The organism is Cryobacterium sp. TMT4-10, from assembly GCF_004403275.1.
GTDB lineage: Bacteria > Actinomycetota > Actinomycetes > Actinomycetales > Microbacteriaceae > Cryobacterium > Cryobacterium shii.
The window spans coordinates 85,411-105,934 of record NZ_SOGU01000012.1 but is presented as its reverse complement, the minus strand read 5'-3'; the positions used below and the strand labels follow the sequence as shown (position 1 = coordinate 105,934).

Genomic DNA, 20,524 nt, shown 5'->3' with positions numbered 1-20,524 from the left:
CACCCGCCACCGCCCCTTCGTAACGAACTCACGTCGGGGCGGACTCGCCAGCCCTCACCGAAAACAGCGAATGAATCCGCGTCACCACTGACGACGACCACGTCATTATCCAGACGAAAGCCCCACCGGAATTCTCCGGCGGGGCTCTTTCATTCGCGAGCATCGTCAACGACGATGACGCCGCCACCGTCAAATAACGCGACGGGCGACCAGTGGGACCGCATGGTTGACCCCGGCGCCGGCCTGCCCAAGCAGCAACGGCAGGAACCAGGACCAGCCTTGCATCGTGGCTTCGGCTGGGTTCACGCGTCCGTTACACGCCTCGGCGACCCGACATCGAGCGCACCAAGAATGCAATCACAGCAATCACCAGCAGGACCACGCCCACCCACAAGAGGAAGTTCAGCGACTGCACAAAACCGCCCGTCAGCAAGAGGACGACCGCGATGATGGCCACGACGATCAGCAGAATGTTCATGGTGTTTCCTTTCCAATGTTTTCGAAACCTTCGGGCGACCGTCCTCGTTCGCTATTTCTCGAACACGTCTTTCACATGTTCGCCGGCCTGCTTCAGACTCGCCTTGGCCTGGTCGGTCTTGCCCTCAGTCTCGAGCGACTCGTCCCCAGCGATCTTGCCTGCGCTCTCCTTGAGCCTTCCCGAGGCCTTGTCAGCCGCGTTCTTGATCTTGTCAGCCTCACTCATTGTTTACACCTCTCAGCAATCAAAGACAGCGAGGCGGCGCCGGCCGATCGGATCCTCAGCGTTCTGGACGAGCCCCGTTCCGACCAACCTACTCTTGCGGTCGGGCTTCAACAATGGACTAGACACCGGCTCCCGCCTCATCCACCCGTAATTCCGGCCCGAGACCTGCGGGGTTGCGGAGCAGCGACACCCGTTTTGTCCGAACCCCGCACTGCGCTCGTACCACCCCCGGAACAACAAACCGGAAGGAGCCCCGGCCTCCCCGAATGACCCACCGCTACTATTGTGTGAATCACGCCCCGAAATGGCAGATGAGCGACGATACTCGGAAATGGCAGGCGCAAAATGAGCACACGCGGAACAGGCAGGCGAGGTATAGGTCTGATTGGGATCGTATATCTGGTCATCGGAGTCGTGGTCGCCGCCACCCACGGCTATCTCGTGGCATGGAACGTTCCCGCTAACATTCTTGAAGGTCTGGCGGTGATTGTGCTCTGGCCTCTCGTGGTCCCCTTCGGGGTCGATCTGCACTCCTTGATCGCATAGGGACCCGAGTATTACAACCGGATGCCCGCAGCGAGATTACGGTGCTGGCCTTGATCCCGGAGAGTGGACACGGGTTTCACCCACGAATCTCGGGTAATGCGTGCTGGCGCGGCTATAGACCACACTCCAAATCACTCCGGTTAGCTGGAGTGCCCAGAACGCTTCGGCTCTCTCGGTGAAGCATGCCTGTTCCTGAGCCGTTTCGTTGAGGGCTGCAACCATACCCACCACCACACCGGCATCGGCTTGAACTCACGCCCGCAGACGTTCACCACGGCCTTGCTGCCGGCCGCGCCGTCGAACGCGCCAAGTTTCTGGCCGCGGCCCGGGCGCAGTCAAACTATGCCGCCCGCTCTTCGCTGTACCGCGGCGCCATCGACTCCATCTGCTCCATCACGAGCTTGATGGCGACCGGCTGGCGGTCCGGCGGATAGCCGTACTTCACGAGCAACCGTTTGATGGAGGAGCGCAGCTTGGCGCGCACATCGTCGCGCACGGTCCAGTCGGTGCGCACGTCGCGGCGCATCACGGCCACCAGTTCGCGGGCGATGTCCGCCAGCACGGTCTCGCCCTGCACCTCGACGGCGGACTCGTTCTGCGCCACCGCGTCGAAGAACGCGAGCTCGTCGTGATTCAGCGGCGGATTGAAGCCGGCCCCGCGGTTCGCCTCCGCGGCGACCTCGCGGGCCAGGGCCACGAGCTCCGCGATCACCTCGGCCGAGGTGAGCTGCTGGTTCGTGTACTTGTTCATCAGCTCGAAGATCCGGTCCGAGAAGGCGCGCTGGCGCACCAGGTTGTTGCGCGTCGTGCGCACCGCCTCATCGGTGAGCAGCTTGCGCAGCGCCTCGATCGCGAGCTGCGGGTTGCGCGCGTGCTGCGTCTTGGCCATGAACGCCGGGCTGAGATCATCGAGCGACGGCTTCGGCATCCCGGCAGCCTCGTAGATGTCGAGCACCCCGCCCGCGCTCGTCGCCGATGCGATCAGCTCGCCCAGCAGACGCTGCACGTCCTCGGGCACCGGCTCACCGCGGGCCTGACGGTCCGAGGCATCGAACTTGGCCATCCACACCCGAGCCTCTTCGTACAGCTGGATCTCCGGCCGGCGCTCCTCAAGCTCTTGCGACCCGGCACCCGAGCACAGCGCCCACGCCCGCGACAGCTGCCCCGAGTAGCGGCGATACGCGGCCGCCAGGGTCTCTTCGCCCTCGGCAACCTGGTTGCCGGGTGTCGCCGGATCCCGCAGGTAGTTGACCGAGCCGGTCACGGCGTTCAGGTAGCGTTTCGGCCCGCCCTTGGCGAGCTCTGCCTTCCAGTCGTACCCGGCAAGCATCGCGCGCAGCATGTCGACGAGCGACAACGTCAGCACGATGGCGTCGTCGACGTCGCGCCCGATGGGCTTCAAGACCTGGTCGGTCTTCGTGTATTCGCCGAGTGCCTTGGCCAGGTTGTCGGCGAGCGGCGCATACGCCACGAGCAGGCCGTCTTCCTTGCCGCGGAACGTGCGGTTCACGCGCGCGAGCGTCTGCATGAGCAGCGCACCCTTGAGCGGTCGGTCCAGGTAGAGCGTGTGCAACGGCGGCGAGTCGTAACCGGTGAGCATCATGTCTTTCACGATCACCAGCTGCAGTTCGTCGTCGACGTCCTTGAGCCGGGCCTTAACCACGGCGTTGGCCGAATCGCGGCGCACGTGGTCGATGACGGGCGGCGTGTCCGATGCGGTGCCGGAGTAGACGACCTTGATGACGCCCTTGTCGAGGTCGTCGGAGTGCCATTTCGGCCGGAGCGCCACGATCGCCGCGTACAGGTTCGCGCAAATCTCGCGGGTTCCGCCGACGATCATGGCCTTGCCGGGCGACTCGATGAACTTCGTCATTTGGCCGCTCCGGTTCTCCCAGTGCGTCACGATGTCCTCGGCCAGCGCGGCGATGCGGTCCGGTGCGCCGTAGACGGCGTTCACGACCGCGACGGATGCCTCGATCCGTGCCCGTTCGGTGTCGTCCAGTCCCAGGGTGGCTTCGTCTGCTGCCTCGTCGAGGGTCTCTTCCATGACATCCGTTGCCAGGTTCACCTTGATCAGGCGCGGCTCGAAGTAGACCGGCACCGTGGCGCCGTCGTCGACGGCGCGGGAGAGGTCGTATATGTCGATGTACTCGCCGAAGACGTCGCGGGTGTTGCGGTCGTCGAAGGAGATGGGCGTGCCGGTGAACGCGATTAGGGTGGCGTGCGGGAGGGCGTCGCGCAGGTGGCGGGCATAGCCGTCGAGGTCGTCGTAGTGGCTGCGGTGCGCTTCATCGACGACCACGATGATGTTGCGCCGATCGGAGAGCAGCGGATGCTCCGCACCGGCCTGCTTCTCGGCCTCGCTGCGCCCGAACTTCTGCAGCGTGGTGAAGTAGATGCCGCCCGTGGCGCGGTTGCTGAGTTCGTCGCGCAGCTCGCTGCGCCGCTTGATCTGCCGGGGCTTCTCCGGCAGCAGCAGGCTCGCCGCAAACGTCTCGTAGAGCTGCCCGTCGAGCTCGTTGCGGTCGGTGATCACCACGACCGTGGGGTTCTTCAGCTTCGGATGCCGCGACACCAGGTTGGTGTAGAGCTCCATTTCCATCGACTTGCCCGAGCCCTGGGTGTGCCAGACCACGCCGGCCTTGCCGTTGCTCTCCACCGCCTGCGCCGTGCTGCCGACGGCCTTGGTGACGGCGAAGTACTGGTGCGGTTTGGCGATACGCTTGGCGAGCCCGTCGGCGCCCTCGTCAAAGGCGGTGAAGGAGCGCATCAGCTGCAGGAACCGCTCCTGGTTGTACAGGCCGAGCAGAGCGATCTCCATGCCGGTGGTCGCGTTCCAGTCGTTCGTGTCGCCGGATTTCACCGGGGTGCCGTCGTCGTCGACGTTCCAGGGCGAGAAGTGGTTGAGCGGCGTGAACGGGGTGCCGTATTTGGCGAGGATCCCGTCGCTGGCCAGCGTGAACACGCAGAACCGGAACGCCATCGGAAACTCCCGCAGGTAGGTCTGCAGCTGGGCGTGGGCCGCGGCGACATCCGCCGTCTCGCTGCCCGCCTTCTTCAGCTCGATTACGCTCACCGGCATGCCGTTGCAGTACAGCACGAGGTCGAAGCGCCGCTTGTAGTCGCCGCGGATGAGCGTGACCTGGTTCACCGCGAGCCAGTCGTTCTCCGACGGTTCGGCACTAACCAGACGGATGCTCGGATTCACCTCGGTGCCGTCGTCGCCGATGTAGCTGAGGCGAAACCCGTCGATCAGGTAGTCGTGGATCCGCTGGTTCTCGGTGATCGCGTCCTGCGACTTCGGCGAGGCGATCTCGGCGAGCGCCTGCACCAGGTACTCCCCCGGAACCGTCGGGTTCAGCCGCCGCAGCGCGTCGAGCAGCCGCGGTCGGATGAGCAGCTCATCCCAGCTGTCCCGCTGTCCGCTGCCTGGCGCGATCTGCTCGCCCGGCTTCGGCTGCCAACCGAGCGGTTCGCTGAGCAGGTCGAGCGCCACCTGCTCCCACTCCGCTTCCGAAAATCCCGCCATCAGAGCACCCCCTCAAGTACTTTCTCTGCATCCCTCACCCGAAGCTTGCCAGACATGAGCTGCGGGAGGAGCGCGTCGCGGATGGCGGCGAGACTCACCGATTCTCGTTCGGCCTGCGCTGCGAGATCAGTCAGCGGCATGGCAGCCAGGGTGAACCGTCGAATCAGTTCCGCATCCGGAAGCCGAACCTCCATGGCATGCGCACCATTGCGATTTAGGCCCGGAACAGCAGAGTCCGAGTTCTGCTCCCTTAAGCCCAAGGAGCCAAGAAGAAAATAGCAGAAGATCAGGCTGTTCACTTGGGCATTCTTGGGAACGACATAGAAAGTTGTGTCGATTGGGTAGAAGTGTCTGGCAGCCCAGTGGACAGCCCCGGCCGTGCCCTTACGTCCGACGACGACGCCCGGTCCTGCTGCGAACGCCTCATTGTGCGAGCCAACGATCCCACCGCTGCCAAACACATCTACTGGGCCTGGAACCCGGCTCGTTGCTGGCAGTGGCTTTCCGTACTCCAGGGTGAGCAATTCCCCGAGAGTCGTTGTGTCTCCTGTGGAGTTCATGAGGCTCGCGTATTCCGCTTTGGCTAGCGCGTGGGCCGAATCCGCGATGCGAGAATTGATAGCAATCTTGTCGTCTAGCGCCCCCAGCACGTCCGCAATTGCACTCTGCTGCGCCAGATCCGGGGTCAGAAAGGCAAGCCGCTTAATCGTAGTTCCGCTGAGATTCTGTTGCGCTGCGCCGTTGGCTCGGGAAACGATTCGACTTCGGTCATTGCGCAATGCGTAGAAGAGCCAGCGAGGATCACACAGGTCCGGATTCGCGACCATCGCGCATGCTGCCTGGTTGCAGGCGGCTGGCTCGGCAAGCATGCCAAGCATGCCAACCGTGGCGCCGTACATCGCCATCAGAACGGTTCCCTCGGGCAGTACCTTGGCTGAGGAATTTTGAATTGCGGATTCAGTTACGTATTCGTCGTATTCAATGACATACCCGTCATGCAGATCACCGGTCTTCACCCAGGGGATAGTTCCCTGCGAATAGAAGTCAGGATTCGACCTGCTGGGGGTACCACCGCTCGTGACGAGCTTGCACAACTCTGCAACAGTCCTGGCCGACCACGAGCTTCGCGTCTGCGTCATTCCACTCTCCTGAGCTGTTTGCGCACAACCGCCGCCAGCTGCTCCGATTTTTCGAACTGGCAGAACAACTCCTCGCTGAGCCGGGCAATCTTCTCCTCGATCGGCTCACTGTCCCCCTTGACGTCGGCAGAACCGACGTACCGGCCCGGGGTGAGCGCGTAGTCCTCGGCCTTGATCTCGCCCAGCGACGCGGAGTAGGCGAAACCGGGCTCGTCTGCGTAGGCGCGTGCAGCCACCGTGGCTTCGACAGGCTCGCCCACCGGTGGGGTGCCACGCCACGCGTGATAGGTGCCAGCGATCTTCGCGATGTCCTCGTCAGAGAGGGCGCGCTCGGCGCGGTCGACCATATGGCCGAGGTTGCGGGCGTCGATGAAGAGCACCTGGCCGGTGCGGTCGATGCTGCCGTGCTCGCCGGCAGTCTTGTCCTTGGCGAAGAACCAGGTGCACACCGGGATGGCCGTGCTACGGAACAATTGGGTGGGCAGCGCGATCATGCAGGAGACAAGGTCCGCCTCTATGAGCTGGGCGCGGATTTCGCCCTCGCCACTCGAATTCGACGACATTGAACCGTTGGCCATAACCACCCCGGCACTGCCGCCGGGTGCCAGCTTCGAGATGATGTGCTGGATCCAGGCATAGTTGGCGTTGCCGGCCGGGGGCACACCGTACTTCCAGCGGGGGTCGTTTTCGCTGCGGGCCCAGTCCTTGATGTTGAAGGGCGGGTTGGCGAGCACGTAGTCGGCCTGCAGCTCGGGGTGCTGGTCGCGGGCGAAGGTGTCGCCCCAGCGGCTGGCGAGGTTGCCGTTCAGTCCGTGGATGGCGAGGTTCATCTTGGCCATCCGCCAAGTGCGCTCGTTCATCTCCTGCCCGTAGACCGAAATGTTCGAGCCCTCCTTGTGGTGCGACTCGAGGAACTTCTCGGTCTGCACGAACATGCCGCCCGACCCGCAGCAGGGGTCGTAGACGCGGCCGTGGGTGGGTTCGAGCACCTCGACCAGCAGCCGCACCACGCCGGCGGGCGTGTAGAACTCGCCGCCGCGTTTGCCCTCTGCGGCCGCGAACTTCTCCAGGAAGTACTCGTAGACCTCGCCGAGGATGTCGCGGGCCTTCGTGGCGCCGTGACCGGTGAAGCGGGCCGAGTTGAGCAGGTCGAGCAGCTCGCCGAGGCGGCGCTGGTCGACGCCGTCGCGGTTGTAGATGCGCGGCAGCGAACCGGCGAGGGCGGCGTTGTCGGCGGAGAGCAGGTCCATCGCCTCGTCGATGAGCAGGCCGATCGACTTCGGAGCCTCCCCCGGCGCGGCCGGCAGACCCTTCGCGTTCTCGGCGAGGTAGGTCCAGCGGGCGCGGGCGCCCACCCAGAACACGCCGCGGCCGGTGTACTCGTCGACGTCGTCGATCAGCTGGGCGATCTGGTCCTCGTTGAGGCCGTCGGCCTCCAGCTCGGTGCGGATCTGCTCACGGCGCTCGTCGAAGGCGTCGGACACGTACTTGAGGAAGACCAGGCCGAGGATGACGTCTTTGTACTGCGAGGCATCCATCGAGCCGCGCAGCTTGTCGGCGGCCTTCCAGAGGGTGTCTTTCAGCTCTTTCATGGTCGACGGCAGGGCCGCGACTTTGATCTTGGGTGCCACTAGTTGGTTCCTTCCAATGGAGCGAATGCGTGGGAAATTTGTGGGCCTGCGGTCTGGGAGACCGTGAGGCTGCCGGCGGTGACGCCGGCCATGAGCAGGGCGGCGAGCTCGTCGAGGTGGGCGAGGCGCTCGTGCGCGCGCTCCTGCTCCAACCGTACCGAGGCGAGGGCGTCGGCGAGCGCACGACTCTGCCGGTGATGCACCTGGCGCAGCGGCCAGCGCTGCCAGCGCCGGTGCCCGGGCGGAAGCGCCGCGATATCCGCGGCGACGACCTCGCCGAGTAGGCCGTTCGGGTCCTCGGGATTGATGCGCAAGATTCGGGCGGGGAAGAGCACCACCGAGGTGCCCTCCCGGTCGACGATGGCGGCGGGGTGCGGGGCCGTGGTGAAGACCAAGTCTCCGGGTTCCGTCACGCGGCCAGCGGGGTAGTCGGCGGCGAAGCGGAGGCGGTCGATGCGTCGGCGGCCGAGCGGGTTCTCGCCGAGCACCTCGGCGGGGCCGATGAGACGGATGCCGGCGGCATCCGTCTCGCCCCGGGCGATGTCCTCGGGGTCGAGGCGGTTGCCCTGGACGTACCGCAGGTGCTTGGCGGCCAGGAGCTGTTCCACGGTCTGAGTCCCGGCCGAGCCGGCCTGAGCGGGAAGGGTTGAGTCTCGCTGGTCGGTTGGGACGGTCGGCTCGGCGACGAGCCCGGCCAGGCCGGAGGCGGCATCCGTTTCGGTGTTCAGCATGGTGAGGAGGTCGTCTACCCGCACGGCGAGCGCGGCGCCCTGGGTCGTGCGCCCAGGTTCGGCGCGGCGTGCGCCGGCCACAAGGGAGTCTCGGCTGGCGAGCAGGGTGCGGGTGAGAACGAAGCGGGCGAAGCGGAATGCGTGGGCGCGAACGGTGCCGCGGTCGCCCAGGGTGGCGATGAGGTCGCTGACCAGGTCGGCGATCACCGTCGGTTCGAGGGCCGTCGCGGTGAGGTCGGCGACCATGGTCCAGCGTTCGGCGAGTTGCACGTGCGCGTGGGCGGCGCCGAGCACCCAGAGGGCCTGGGACTGCTGAGGCTTGTGACGGATGACGCCGGCCGGCAGGCGCACGATGGCTCGCACCCGACCCGAACGCAGGATCGTGGAGCGCAGGCCGTCGGTGTCGCGCGGGAGGCCGGCATCCGTGAGCACCGACGCGGGCGCCAGGATCACGCCCAGCTGGTCGTTGTCCATCTGCAGCACGATCTGGTCGATCGCCGTCAGGATTGCGGTCGCGCTGATCGCCGGGTGATTTGCGGAGGGGAACTGCGCGAGGTGCACCGCAGTGCCCGTCACGGTGAACGCCCCCGATTCGTGCACCTCGAGGCCCGCGCGGGTTATGCGGTGCACGAGGAGGCGCCGGCGCAGGAGCCGGGCGGCTTCGTTGTCGGCATTGGCCGTGATCACCGTCACGTCACCGGAGGTGCTTTCGGCGCGGGCGATGGCCAGGATGGTGTCGCTCGCGCTGCCCATCGCATCGACGAAGACCGGATCGCCGGGCTGGGTTGCGGCGAGCGCGGCCGCCGTCTCGGCTATCAGGTCGAGAGCCGGGTTGCTGAGCGCTGTGTCGCTGAGGTCACGCAGGTCACGCTTGAAACGGTCGGCCATGAGGCGTTCGAAGGCCGCGGCCTCGCCGTAGGACGCCTCGACGAGGTCGTCCACGTAGCCCGCCAGCGACACCAGGCCGTCGCCGAGGCCTTCCACCTCACGGTAGAACAGGGCGTCGTCGGGATCGTGCTCGTCGGCGGCGTCGAGTAGGTCCCGGGCAGAGAGGGCGCCGAGCGGGCCGCCGGTGACGCTGCGCAGCGCGAGCAGGGCCGTCACCGCGCTAAAGGACTGCTCCGCTGCACGGGTCTCGTCGTTGAGAACGGCGTGGGCTGCGGCATCCGCTGACGCCTCGGGGTTGTTGCCGCGGTGCGTCTCGGCCAGCCATTGGCCCACCTGGCGGGCGTCGAACAGCTCCCGCCCGCGCAGCCGAGTGACGGGCGCCGGGAACGGGGAGTCACTGTCGGCGGCACGGGAGCGCCAGACCGAGACAACCGGGCGCTGCACACGGGCCAGGGCGGCGACGTCGGACATCGTCAGAAGGAGTGCCGGGGCTTGCTCGGTCATCTGCGCTCCCCCCTCATCGTCGTGTGAGTTCAGGCTAGGGCACGTGGGATGTTTTCAGGTCGCGATGCTGATAACCCCTGTTATCAAATTGTTTAGGTTCTTGGCCATCTGCTGGGCCCTAGCGTGACGTTGTGCCTGATTCACCCGAAGTTTCAGGCACCGGCAGGCGGTGCCGGCTCCGGGGGGAACAACCGGTGCCGCCTGCTCCAGCTACTCGACACACACAGCCCGCAGTTTCAGCGACAAGTTTCAGCGACAAAGGAGTTCATTGACATGACCACAGACGACCACGGCGTTTCGGGGGTTCACGCGATAGTCGCGGAGGCCGGGCCGGCACCAGACCCGGTGGCCGCTTCCGCTGGGGCATCGGCCCCCGCACCGGCATCCGCTCGGGCATTCTCGACCCGGGAGCTCCGAATCGGCGGGGCGGCTCTGGGCCTCGGGGCGGTCGTCGGCGTGATCGCATCGCTGCTCGTCGCATCCGTCGCCGGCAGTATCGGCTCTCTCGTGGCTGCGAACCCCATGGCCGACGCGGCCGCGGCCTGTGACGTCGAAGGTGGCCTGTGGATCACCGTCGGCGACGAGGGCCGCAGCATCACGATGGATGGCGAGGGCGAGGAGTCGGTGGGCGCCGATTACGCGGATATGGCCTGCATCCTCAACGAGCTCGGCACCCCGGACAGCGTGATCAGCCGGATCGACACCACCCGGGCACTGGACGGTCGCCAGACCGGCACCTGGGACGGCTACTCCGCGTCGTGGGGCTACCACCCCGACAACGGCCTCGACATCGTGATCGACGTCACGAAATAACGACCTCTCTACCTCTTCTTTTGTACTCACGAACGACCATCCGAACTGGAGACCACCACAATGACTGACACCACCAATCGTTCCCCGATCGCCGGGGTTCCGGCATCACAGCAGGAGCAGGCCATCCCGTTCACTCCCCCGGGCCTGCCGCAGAACGTGCCGCTCACCCCGGGCCCTGCGTCCGTCTCGAACAAGTCGTTCGTGATCACCTGGCTGTTCGCCCTGCTCCTCGGCCTCTTCGCCGTCGACCGCTTTTACCTGGGCAAGATCGGCACCGGCCTGCTCAAACTGTTCACCTTCGGCGGTCTGGGTGTGTGGGTGCTCGTCGACCTGATCCTGGTTCTCACCGGATCCCAGCGCGACAAGCAGGGACGGATGCTGGCCGGCTACGACCAGAACAAGAAGATCGCCTGGATCGTCTCCGGCGCGGTGATCGCCCTCTCGATGCTCATCTCGGGCGTGAACGCAGCCACGAACCCGCAGGATGCAACGCCTGCAGCGGTGGCGCCGGTCGCGACCGCCGACTCGGTTGAGGCGGCGGAACCGACGCCGGTCGAGACTGTGGCACCAGTTGAGGAAACGCGGGCTCCCGAGCCTCCGGCCCCAGCCGTGCCTGCCGAGTTCGCGTCCGCGCTCGTCAAGGCCGCGAGCTACTCGAAGACCATGCACATGAGCAAAGTGGGACTCTTTGGTCAGCTCACATCGGAGTACGGCGAAAGATTCTCGCCGGAGGCCGCTCAGTACGCGGTGGACAACGTTCAGTCTGACTGGAACGCCAACGCCCTCGCCAAGGCTAAGTCCTACCAAGAAAGTATGGCCATGTCACCCGAGTCGATTCGTGAACAGCTCACCAGCGAGTACGGGGAGCAGTTCACCCCAGAGGAAGCCGACTACGCGATTCAGCATCTGAACGACTAGTCGGTCGTCACAGCGAGGATCCTGCCTGCCCTTGGGCAAACAACGAACCCCCTGCTCAGCAGGGGGTTCGTTGTGCACTCGGCTCGGCATTTCGGACTAGGAAGACGGTCCCTGCGCCGGCAGTGCGATTCCTTGTTCCTGCGCAAACTTCATGACGTTCGGCATGATCACCGCGGCTTGCTCCTTTGCGTCCTGGGTGGGAGTGAAGGCCACATACTCGCAGCCAGCGTACACGATCGGCGTGTGCCCGGGCTCGATTATGAACGCGTCCCCGGCCTCGAAGAATTCCTCGACCCCTTCGCCTGTCCGCACACCGAATTTGCCCTTGAGCACGTATCCGAAGTGGTTCGCCTGGCACTGATCATTGAGCGCACCTTTGAAGAAGATCGCCTGATCCATGTCGATGAGGTTGCTTTCAATGGTGACGGTCCAGCCACCGATCTCCTGCTCGTAGGCGTCTACATAGCCTGGGAACCCGGTGTGAGACGAAGCAGTGTCCTTCGATACCTTCGGCATCTTCTTCTCCTTCCAACGCGGTGATTCGCGCCGAGTCTGTGCCCCGGCCATCCGTCACTGCGCACGCCAGGCATCTTTGTACGGCGCGACCAGAAGGTATAGGCCTGTTCGGTGAGCAGAGCCTCGAGCGGCTGCGGCTTGGGAAGAACGCGCCGTCTACGCGTGGGCGATCACCCAGCAGCCTCAACTGACGCCGCACGTGGTGGTCAGAGGGGTTCAACCAAGGCTATGTGGATTCTAACCTCGGCCTCCGTTTAGGCATTTGAACGCCGACCCTCTGTGCCGGGCGCGTGAGTGCGCTTACGGTCAGCGTGAGGACCCGCCACCCGTGCGCCAATGCCCTGACAAAGGACCGAAGATGAACTTCTTGCCCGCTCCCGCCGCCCGCCACCTGGTTTCCTCTGCGCCCTCACGGCCGCATCCGAGCCCGGATTGGCGTCGTCTGTGGGTGAGCCTGGTCACTGTTTTGGCCGTGGTGCTGGGCGGGCTGACCGCACCGGCCGCGTTCGCCTCGTCCGCAAACGGCGCCACCTTCTCGGGCGGCGCAGGCACCGTGACAGTCGGTGGCGCGCTGTTCGCCACGAGCGGGGCTGGCGTGACCCTCACCGTGAGCACGTCCAACGATACGAAGTGCGTCGACGTCACCGGGGCCTTCACCGCTCACCAGATGTCCACGATCGGCAAGACGACGTGGACATTCACCACTACGGCGAGCACGGGCGACGGGGCCCGCGCCGTGACCGCGACGGCCTCCCCGAGTGAAAATTCGCAGGGGAAATGCACCGGGTCGTCAAGTTCGGCGCAGGCTTCCTACACCGTGGACAACACCGGTCCCGTCCTGCAGTCGACCCTCACCCCTGCCGCTAACGCCGCCGGGTGGAACAAGACCGACACTGTGGTCGCCTGGACCGCCACCGACGCAGGTTCCGGCGTGGGAACCGGCCCGACGCCCGCGTCATCCACCGTGAACGCCAACGGAACCACCAACATCACGTCGACGGCGCGAGACAGGCTGAACAACCTTGCATCGGCATCCGTCACCGTGCGGATCGACAAGGGCTCCCCCACCATTACCGCGACCCAGGTCACGAACCCCGCCGGCACTACAACGGTGACCTTCACCTGCAGCGACCCGACCTCCGGCATCGCCAGCTGCCTGGCCCAGGGCAGCACCACCAACGCAGTCACCGTGCAGCCGGGCAGCACCGTCATTGGCACCGCCACCGACGCTGCCGGTAACAGCAGCACGAAAACGGTCTCTGTAGCCGCCGGCGATACCAGCGCCCCCACACTCAGCGGCACCCCCACCACCCCTGCGAACGCCTCCGGCTGGTACGCGAACGACGTCACGGTTCGCTGGACCGCCGCAGACCCCGAGTCTGGAATCCCGACCGCACCGGTAGACACCACTATCTCCGGTGAGGGAACCGGCCTGACCAGCTCAACGTCCGTTCTGAACGGTGCCGGGCTGTCGACCACCGCGACCAGCCCTGCCGTGAAGATCGACCGTACCGCGCCCACGACCGGCATCAGCGGCAGCTCCAACACCTGGACCAACAACGCCGTGACTGTGTCCCTCTCGGCCGCCGACAATCTGTCCGGCGTCGCCCGCACCGAATACACGATTGACGGTGGCCCGACCCAGACGGGAACCGGCTTCACGCTCTCCTCCGAAGGCGATCACACGGTGACCTTCCGCAGCATCGATGCAGCCGGAAATACCGAAGCCGTGCGGACCGCCCAGGTCCGCATCGACAGGACCGCTCCCACCATCGGCCACGTCTTCACGCCGCTGAGCTACGCCGATGGCACCTGGACCAATGCCAACGTGACGGTGACCTTCAGCTGCGCCGACCAGGGCGGATCCGGCGTCGCTGGCTGCACCGCGCCGTCGACCATCACCACTGAGGGCACCTCCGCCGTGGCCGGAACGGCAACTGACGGCGCCGGCAACAGCGCAACGGATTCCGCCAGCGTCCGCGTCGACAAGACGGTGCCCACAATCAGCGCCGTCGCGTCGGGCGTGCAGAACGACTCCGGTTGGTACCGCGACGACGTCACAATGAGCTACACCGCCAACGACGAGCTGTCCGGCGTCGCCGGAACACCGGCGAACGTCGTTCTCAGCGAAGGTTCCGAACAGTCCGCATTCGCGACGGTGACCGACGCGGCCGGCAACAGCAACAGCGCCGGAGTGACGGGCATCAACATCGACAAGACGCCGCCGGTGCTCACCGCCGAGTACTCCGCTGGTGCCTGGAACACCGACGACGTGACGGTGACCTGGACGTGCACGGACGCCCTGTCCGGTCCGGCCGGCCAGCCGAATAACACCAGCGTCACCGGCGAAGGCATCAACTTGTCATCGACTGCGAGCTGCTCCGACGTGGCCGGAAACGTCACCACCAAGACAGTCACCGGCATCAAGATCGACCGCTCGGCGCCCGCCACCGTGGCCGATGTTCCTGACCCCCTGGCCAGCGGCTGGTATGGCGACGCCGTGCTGGTCACCCTCACCGGCAGCGACAATCTATCGGATGTGGTGGCCACCAGCTACACCGTCGACGGCGGTGCGGTACAGGCCTACACCGAAGCTTTCAGCCTCGACAGCACGGGTGAGCACACCGTCCTGTTCTGGAGCACCGACGGTGCCGGCAACGTTGAGAAGGCCGGCGCACCGCTCACGCTGAAGGTCGACACCATCGCACCGACGACGACGGTGGTGAACCCGATCTCGCCGGCCAGCGGTTGGTTCGTGACCAGTGGCATCCCGGTGGCATTCGAGGCGAGCGACACCGGCTCCGGAATCTCCGCCACGCATTACACGATCGACGGCGGTGAGACGCAAACCTATGGTGCACCGTTCACCGCGAATCTCTCCACCGGCACCCACACCATCACCTATTGGAGTGTCGACCTCGCCGACAACACCGAGGAACACGCGACAACGAACACCGTCAACGTCAACGTCGACACAGATGCCCCGACGATCGTCGGCGCCGCCAGCCCCAAGGCCAACGCCGCGGGCTGGAACAACACCGACGTCGACGTAACCTTCAGCTGCAACGACCTCGCCTCAGGACTGCAGACCGGAGTCGCCGGTTGTGCGGGAGACACCACACTGACCAACGACGGTGCCGGCCAAACGGTAGTCGGCGATGCGGTCGATGTGGCCGGAAACACGCGCACCACGACCTTCGGCCCCGTCAACATCGACACGGTCAAGCCCACCCTGATGGGCGTTCCGGCCGACGGTAACGCGGCGGGCTGGCACACGGATGACGTGCTGGTCAAATGGATCGGAGATGATGCGCTCTCTGGCATCGACCCGACCACCCAGCCGGGCGACTCCTACGTCACCGGAGAGGGCGCCGATCTGGGCGCCGGTCCGGTAACCATCGCCGACAAGGCCGGCAATCTCAGCGACCCCGCATCGGTGACGGGTGTGAAGATCGACCGGACCGCGCCGCACATCGACGGCTCCCCCACCACGTCGGCGAACGCCGCCGGCTGGTACTCAGGCGACGTTACTGTCGACTACACCTGCACCGACGCCCTCTCTGGCATCGCAAAATGCCCGACAAGCAAGCTGATCACCGGCAACGGTGCTGACCAGAAGGTGACCGGCGACCCGGCAACGGATGTCGCGGGCAACCAGGCGGCCGGAGTCACGGTTTCCGGCATCAACATCGACGGCAGTGCCCCCAGCACGGTCAGCAACAACACCTGCACGGCGGTCAACGACTACTGCAAGGGTGACTTTGCCAACGTGGTGCTGACGGCGACCGACCAGGCCGGCCTCTCCGGCGTGAAGGAGATCCGCTACAGCGTTGACGGCGGCACCGAACAGGTGACGGCGGGAGCGACCGCAACGGTCCGTGTTCCGCTGACGGGTAGCGGAAGCGGCTCTGTGCAGTACTACGCGGTCGACAAGGCCGGCAACGTGGAAGCCTCGAACGGGGTTTCTCTCAAGTGGGACAACATCGCCCCGACCGTGACCCACACCGTCTCACCCACGCCCAACGCCGACGGGTGGAATAAGGGTGACGTCACCGTCACCTTCACCGCGAAGGACGACGACAGGGGCTCCGGTGTCACCGGCATCAGTGCTCCGGTCACGGTTTCCACCGAGACCGCCGGGCGGGTCGTCACCGGCTCGGCCACGGACGCCGCCGGCAATGTCGGTACCGACTCGGTCACGGTCAAGCTCGACAGGACCGCACCGACCATCACTGGCGCCATCACGGCCGGCACCCGGACGGCCAGCGGCTGGTACACGGGCCCTGTTACCGTAACGTTCACCTGCACGGATGCCCTGTCGGGCATAGTCACCTGCCCCGACCCGGTGGTGCTCTCCGCCAACGGCGCCAACGCCGCGTCGGGTACCGCCACCGACAAGGCCGGCAACAGCACCACGGCCAGCGTTCCCGGCATCAACATCGACCAGGAGAAGCCGACACTCACCACCGCGAATGTCAATGTGCAGGATGGCACCTTCACCGTCGGCTCCGTGCCCTCGCCGACCTGCACGGCCACTGACAGCTTTTCCGGGGTGGCGTCCTGCCGGGTGACCGTCACCGGTGGCAACGCGAACGGCGTCGGCACCTTCACCTACACGGCGACGGCCACGGACAAGGCGGGGAACTCGACGACCATCACGGGCACCTTCCGGGTGGTCTACCGGTTCGACGGGTTCCTGCAGCCGATCAATGACACCGCCCACCAGATCGGCGTCGCGACCAGCGTGTTCAAAGCCGGCAGCACTGTGCCGGTCAAATTTCAGCTGCGGGACGCCGCAGGCAACCTCGTGCAGGCTGCCTCCGCCCCGATCTGGCTGACGCCGGTGAAGGGCGTTGCGATGAACGTTCCGGTGGATGAGACGGTGTACACCGCAGTCTCCGACAGCGGCAGCGTCTTCAAGTACGACGCGACAAGCAAGCAGTACATCTACAACTGGAAAACCGGAAGTGCCAGCGGAAACTACTGGCGCATCGGCGTGATTTTGGATGACGGGCAGACGCACTTCGTCAACATCGGACTTCGCTAGCCGTTGATCAGGCACAAGGCCTCGCACCCTCTCGGGCGCGGGGCCTTGTGCCGCCCGCTACATGAAGCAAAGAGAGGACAAGCACATGCACTGCCCATCCTGGTGCACGACCCGTCATAGCCCCGGTCTTGGTGAAGAGAATTGGCTGCACGTGAGCGAACCGCTGGCCCTCGACGATGGCGCGCTTGCCCGGTTGTGCCTGTCGGTCGACCCTGACACCGGCACTGCGGATGGGCCCTACGTACTCATCGGCAGCACGGAGTACACGCTGAAGGAAGCCGAAGGGCTGGGCGCCGCGCTGGTCGCCCTGGCGGGCAGTGGGGGCGACATCGGCACTGCTGAGGTCGGCGCTCCCTAGTCGTTGCGGAGTAGCTTGAAAGCTGAATCGCGGTCAGGAACGACGAGTTTGCGCAGCACCGAGGAAACGTGCACCCGCACGGTCGTTGGCGACACGAACAGTCGTTTCGCCACCTGATCGGTGGACTCGCCCTGGCCGAGCAACTCCATGACCTCCCATTCGCGGGCGCTGAGCCTCGCGGCGGCAGCAGACCGCCTGAGATGGCGCCGGGCCGGGCCTCGGAACTCCGCGAGGATGCGGGTCACCAGACCCGGGCTGATCGCCGAATCGCCCGCCAGCACGCTGCGCAGGGCATCGGGCAGTTTCGCCGGATCGGTGTCCTTGAGAAGATAACCGGATGCCCCGGCCCGCAAGGAATCGAACAGGTCGTCATCCTCTTTGGACTGGGTGAGCATGACGACGGCAGTGTCCCCCAGCTCGAGATTGATCCGGCCCGCGGCGTAGATCCCGTTGCCGGGCATGTGGATGTCGAGCAGCACCACGTCGGGCCGGTGCTCGAGCGCCAACACGATAGCTTCGTCCGCGCTCGCGCCCTCAGCGCAAACCTCGCAGCCGCCGTCCTCAAGCGCCGCCCGAATCTGACCGCGCACCCGAGCGTGATCGTCCGCGATGATTACCCGAATCCGCTCACCTACCATGTGACCTTCACCACCATGCCGTGACCGAAGGCCCGGTCCACCTCGAACGAACCGGGAAGAGCCTGAGCCCGTTCCCGCATGCTGAGCAGCCCATAACCGGCATTCTGCCCGAGGGTTTCGGCCACGTTGAATCCCAAGCCGTTATCCCGGATCAGCAGCTGTCGCTCACCGCCGACAGAGCCCAGGTGCAACAGCACTCTTTGCGCTCTGCCGTGATGCACCGCATTCGCGACGGCTTCCTGGGCAATGCGCATGAGCGAGTGTTTCTGGTCCCAGTTAGCGACGATGGACTCGTCGATGTCGACGTCCAGGGTTACGGAATAGCGCATGGCCAGTTCTCGCGCTGTGCGACGCAGCACGATGCCCAACGGCTCGTCGTTTGGTCGTCCGAGTGCCTGCACGGCAGCGCGTATTTCGTCGAGGGCCCGGTCGCAGGCGGCCAGGATGCGGGCTGCGGCGTTGCCTGGAGCAATGGTATTACCGGGTGCGCCACCGGCGACAACGACTTCCGCCGGGATCGCGTGGCTTGCGGAGCGGATGTAGATCAGCTCCTGGACGACGCCGTCGTGCAGTTCCCGCGCGACGCGGTGCCGATCATCCTCTACTGCGGCCAAAGACTGCGCGCTCCAGTACTGCCTGAGCTCTCGCGCGGCGCCCACCAGCAGCAGCACGTAGCATCCGGCGCGGAGCAGGTCGCCTGCGTAGAGCCAGTCACTGTAACGGGACGGAAACATCGTGTAGTCCAGGCGCGAGAACCCCGCGAGGGCGCACGCGGGCCCCAGCCAGCGAAGCAGTTCGTCTGTGTACCGTCGTGACTGAACGGCGAAGGCGACGGATGCGGTGAAGAAACATACCGCCGCGACGCCCTGCGCAATCGGAACCAGAGGGTGCCACTCGGTGATGCCGTCCTGACCCTGCGCCGGAAGGCCGCCCCGGTCGAGTGTGACCGGAAGGCTCAGCCGGGCCGCCCAGAGAGCCAGACAGGTCACCACGAGCAGCATGATCACCGCCATCGGCACGAACTGGGACCGGCGGATGTCGGCGAGCTTTCTGGGACGTCCGAAGTTTGCCATCGCCGCCGCGGCGATGACGGCGGCCCCCATCACTCTGATCGTCAGCGGCAGCCACACATCGAGAGCGCCGGGGAGCGGACCGCTCAGCGCTTCGGCCGCCGCAGAGAGACCCAGTCCCGGCACGGCCAGGAGAACGAGGCCGTTGGCCAGAAGCAGGTCCGACAGCCGGCGCCGGCGCGCATACTTGCCGAACACGAGATAGGCCACCAGGAGTGCCACACAGGAGTACACGGTATCAAGCGCCAAATGCGCATTCGGGCTCCGGAATCCCGAATCCAGCCAGGGGCTCCACAGGATCAGGCCGGTGACTGTGGACCCAAACATCCACGCTGCAGTGGTCAGGCTGACGCTGGATACGCGATGTTCACGCACGGGCGGCCATCCAACGACAGTGTGCAGCGGGCAAATCTAGTGTGCTGTGCGAACGACCGCACCGTCGGTGTCGGGCAAGACCCATGGGGCGCCTCGGTTCAGCTAACAGCGGCTGTCGGGTCAGCTGCTCGGGTGAAGTGAGTATAGCGCCGCACCTGAAATGCGGCGCGCCCCCAATCCAAGGGCCTGAATGTGACTGGAACGCCAATGCCCTCGCCAAGGCGAAGTCGTACCAGGAGACTATGGCCATGTCGCCAGAGTCGATTCGTGAGCAGCTCACCAGCGAGCATGGGGAGCAGTTCACCGCAGAGGAAGCCGACTTCGCAATCCAGCACTTGAACGGCTGACCAGTCGTCGAGCGCAACCAGCGCATAGCGGCAGACGTGCTCGCCGCGTATCGAGCGGGACGGAACTGCCTCGTTCTCTCGACCCGAGTTGAACATGTCGCTCGGCTCGCGGCGCTCCTGGGAACGGAAGCCGCCACGGTCGTTGTCCTGCACGGGAAGCTGGCCCCCAAGGAACGGCGCCGGATCCGGACCGAAATGTCCGACCGGGACCCCTCCGATCCGTTCATTCTCGTGGCGATCGACAAGATCGCCGGCGAAGGTTTTGACCTGCCCAGCCTCGACGCTCTCTTCCTCGCCGTTCCGATGGCGTTCAAAGGCCGGATCGTGCAACAAATCGGCCGCATCTCCCGCGCCTCCCGCCCCGCGACCGCAAAGCCCGGCCCTACCACGTCACAGGTGCACGACTACTGGGACGCCGAGGTACCGGTGTTTGATCGAATGTTCCGCAAGCGCCAGCGTGTCATCGCGAAGCTCGGCTTCACCGCGTCGGGCGAGGCCGACGCTAGGCCCCTGCCATCGGCCTCGCGACAAGTGCCCTGATGAGCGCAGCCAGTCTGTCCGCAGGGACGCCCGCGTTGGCCACGACAAGGCCCTGGCGCGCCGAGTCCGCCAGGGTATGCAGGATTCGAGCGGCGTCGAGCCTCGTCCCGGATACGGGAGCGGTTCCGATCTTCCAGCCACCGAGCTCGACCGGGGGCACGCGGACCACGAAACCAAGTGGAGTTCCGTCCGTCAGAATCACGCCAACATGGAGGACGATCGGATCAACAG

Annotated in this window: 15 protein-coding genes; 6 read left to right on the top strand and 9 right to left on the bottom strand. The window is 65.6% G+C overall.

The features are described from left to right. Nucleotides 1-313: 313 nt before the first annotated feature. The 6 genes from E3T42_RS16575 to E3T42_RS01080 form a co-directional block, all read right to left on the bottom strand. Complete coding sequence (locus E3T42_RS16575; protein WP_166787179.1) at nucleotides 314-478, bottom strand: hypothetical protein; 165 nt, start codon at nucleotides 476-478, stop codon at nucleotides 314-316. Nucleotides 479-529: 51 nt separating this feature from the next. Next, on the bottom strand, nucleotides 530-703 hold the full coding sequence (locus E3T42_RS01100) for a CsbD family protein (protein WP_134368061.1): 174 nt from the start codon (nucleotides 701-703) through the stop codon (nucleotides 530-532). A gap of 886 nt (nucleotides 704-1,589) precedes the next feature. Next, nucleotides 1,590-4,778, bottom strand: coding sequence for a type I restriction endonuclease subunit R (locus tag E3T42_RS01095; RefSeq protein WP_134368062.1), 3,189 nt, complete (start codon nucleotides 4,776-4,778; stop codon nucleotides 1,590-1,592). Continuing rightward, nucleotides 4,778-5,917 (bottom strand): restriction endonuclease subunit S, encoded by a 1,140-nt coding sequence (locus E3T42_RS01090; RefSeq protein ID WP_134402314.1) that lies wholly within the window; start codon nucleotides 5,915-5,917, stop codon nucleotides 4,778-4,780. The genes E3T42_RS01095 and E3T42_RS01090 overlap by 1 nt, the downstream gene beginning before the upstream one ends. Continuing rightward, nucleotides 5,914-7,548 carry a class I SAM-dependent DNA methyltransferase gene (locus tag E3T42_RS01085; RefSeq protein WP_134402313.1) on the bottom strand — a complete coding sequence of 545 codons (1,635 nt, stop codon included), beginning with the start codon at nucleotides 7,546-7,548 and terminating at the stop codon, nucleotides 5,914-5,916. Before E3T42_RS01085 ends, E3T42_RS01090 begins: the two co-directional genes overlap by 4 nt. Continuing rightward, nucleotides 7,548-9,671, bottom strand: a complete 2,124-nt coding sequence (locus tag E3T42_RS01080; protein WP_134402312.1) for a hypothetical protein — start codon at nucleotides 9,669-9,671, stop codon at nucleotides 7,548-7,550. The genes E3T42_RS01085 and E3T42_RS01080 overlap by 1 nt, the downstream gene beginning before the upstream one ends. 273 nt (nucleotides 9,672-9,944) lie before the next feature. Between E3T42_RS01080 and E3T42_RS01075 the strand changes: the two genes are divergently transcribed. Both E3T42_RS01075 and E3T42_RS17115 read left to right on the top strand, forming a co-directional pair. Further along, on the top strand, nucleotides 9,945-10,484 hold the full coding sequence (locus E3T42_RS01075; protein WP_134368066.1) for a hypothetical protein: 540 nt from the start codon (nucleotides 9,945-9,947) through the stop codon (nucleotides 10,482-10,484). Nucleotides 10,485-10,544: 60 nt separating this feature from the next. Then, a complete protein-coding gene (locus E3T42_RS17115; protein WP_134402311.1) occupies nucleotides 10,545-11,402 on the top strand; it encodes an Ltp family lipoprotein in 858 nt (285 codons plus the stop codon). 96 nt (nucleotides 11,403-11,498) lie between these two features. Here the strand turns inward: E3T42_RS17115 and E3T42_RS01065 are convergent, their stop codons facing one another. Beyond that, a complete protein-coding gene (locus E3T42_RS01065) occupies nucleotides 11,499-11,918 on the bottom strand; it encodes a hypothetical protein (protein ID WP_134402310.1) in 420 nt (139 codons plus the stop codon). A 358-nt stretch (nucleotides 11,919-12,276) separates the two neighbouring features. On the opposite strand from E3T42_RS01065, the gene E3T42_RS01060 reads away from it, so the two are divergent. Next, entirely contained in the window at nucleotides 12,277-16,965 is a 4,689-nt protein-coding gene (locus E3T42_RS01060; RefSeq protein WP_134402309.1) for a PxKF domain-containing protein, read from the top strand. An 85-nt stretch (nucleotides 16,966-17,050) separates the two neighbouring features. Further along, entirely contained in the window at nucleotides 17,051-17,323 is a 273-nt protein-coding gene (locus tag E3T42_RS01055) for a hypothetical protein (protein WP_134368070.1), read from the top strand. On the opposite strand, the gene E3T42_RS01050 is transcribed toward E3T42_RS01055, so the two are convergent. Next, nucleotides 17,320-17,961 carry a response regulator transcription factor gene (locus tag E3T42_RS01050; RefSeq protein ID WP_134368071.1) on the bottom strand — a complete coding sequence of 214 codons (642 nt, stop codon included), beginning with the start codon at nucleotides 17,959-17,961 and terminating at the stop codon, nucleotides 17,320-17,322. The two genes, E3T42_RS01055 and E3T42_RS01050, sit on opposite strands and share 4 nt — an antisense overlap. Next, complete coding sequence (locus tag E3T42_RS01045; RefSeq protein ID WP_134368072.1) at nucleotides 17,955-19,406, bottom strand: sensor histidine kinase; 1,452 nt, start codon at nucleotides 19,404-19,406, stop codon at nucleotides 17,955-17,957. Before E3T42_RS01045 ends, E3T42_RS01050 begins: the two co-directional genes overlap by 7 nt. An 83-nt stretch (nucleotides 19,407-19,489) precedes the next feature. Between E3T42_RS01045 and E3T42_RS17530 the strand changes: the two genes are divergently transcribed. After that, the gene (locus E3T42_RS17530) at nucleotides 19,490-19,753 is read left to right on the top strand and encodes an Ltp family lipoprotein (protein WP_134402308.1); all 264 of its coding nucleotides are present in this window, start codon (nucleotides 19,490-19,492) and stop codon (nucleotides 19,751-19,753) included. 36 nt (nucleotides 19,754-19,789) lie between these two features. Next, complete coding sequence (locus E3T42_RS01035) at nucleotides 19,790-20,293, top strand: DEAD/DEAH box helicase (RefSeq protein ID WP_166805292.1); 504 nt, start codon at nucleotides 19,790-19,792, stop codon at nucleotides 20,291-20,293. Nucleotides 20,294-20,524: the final 231 nt, after the last annotated feature.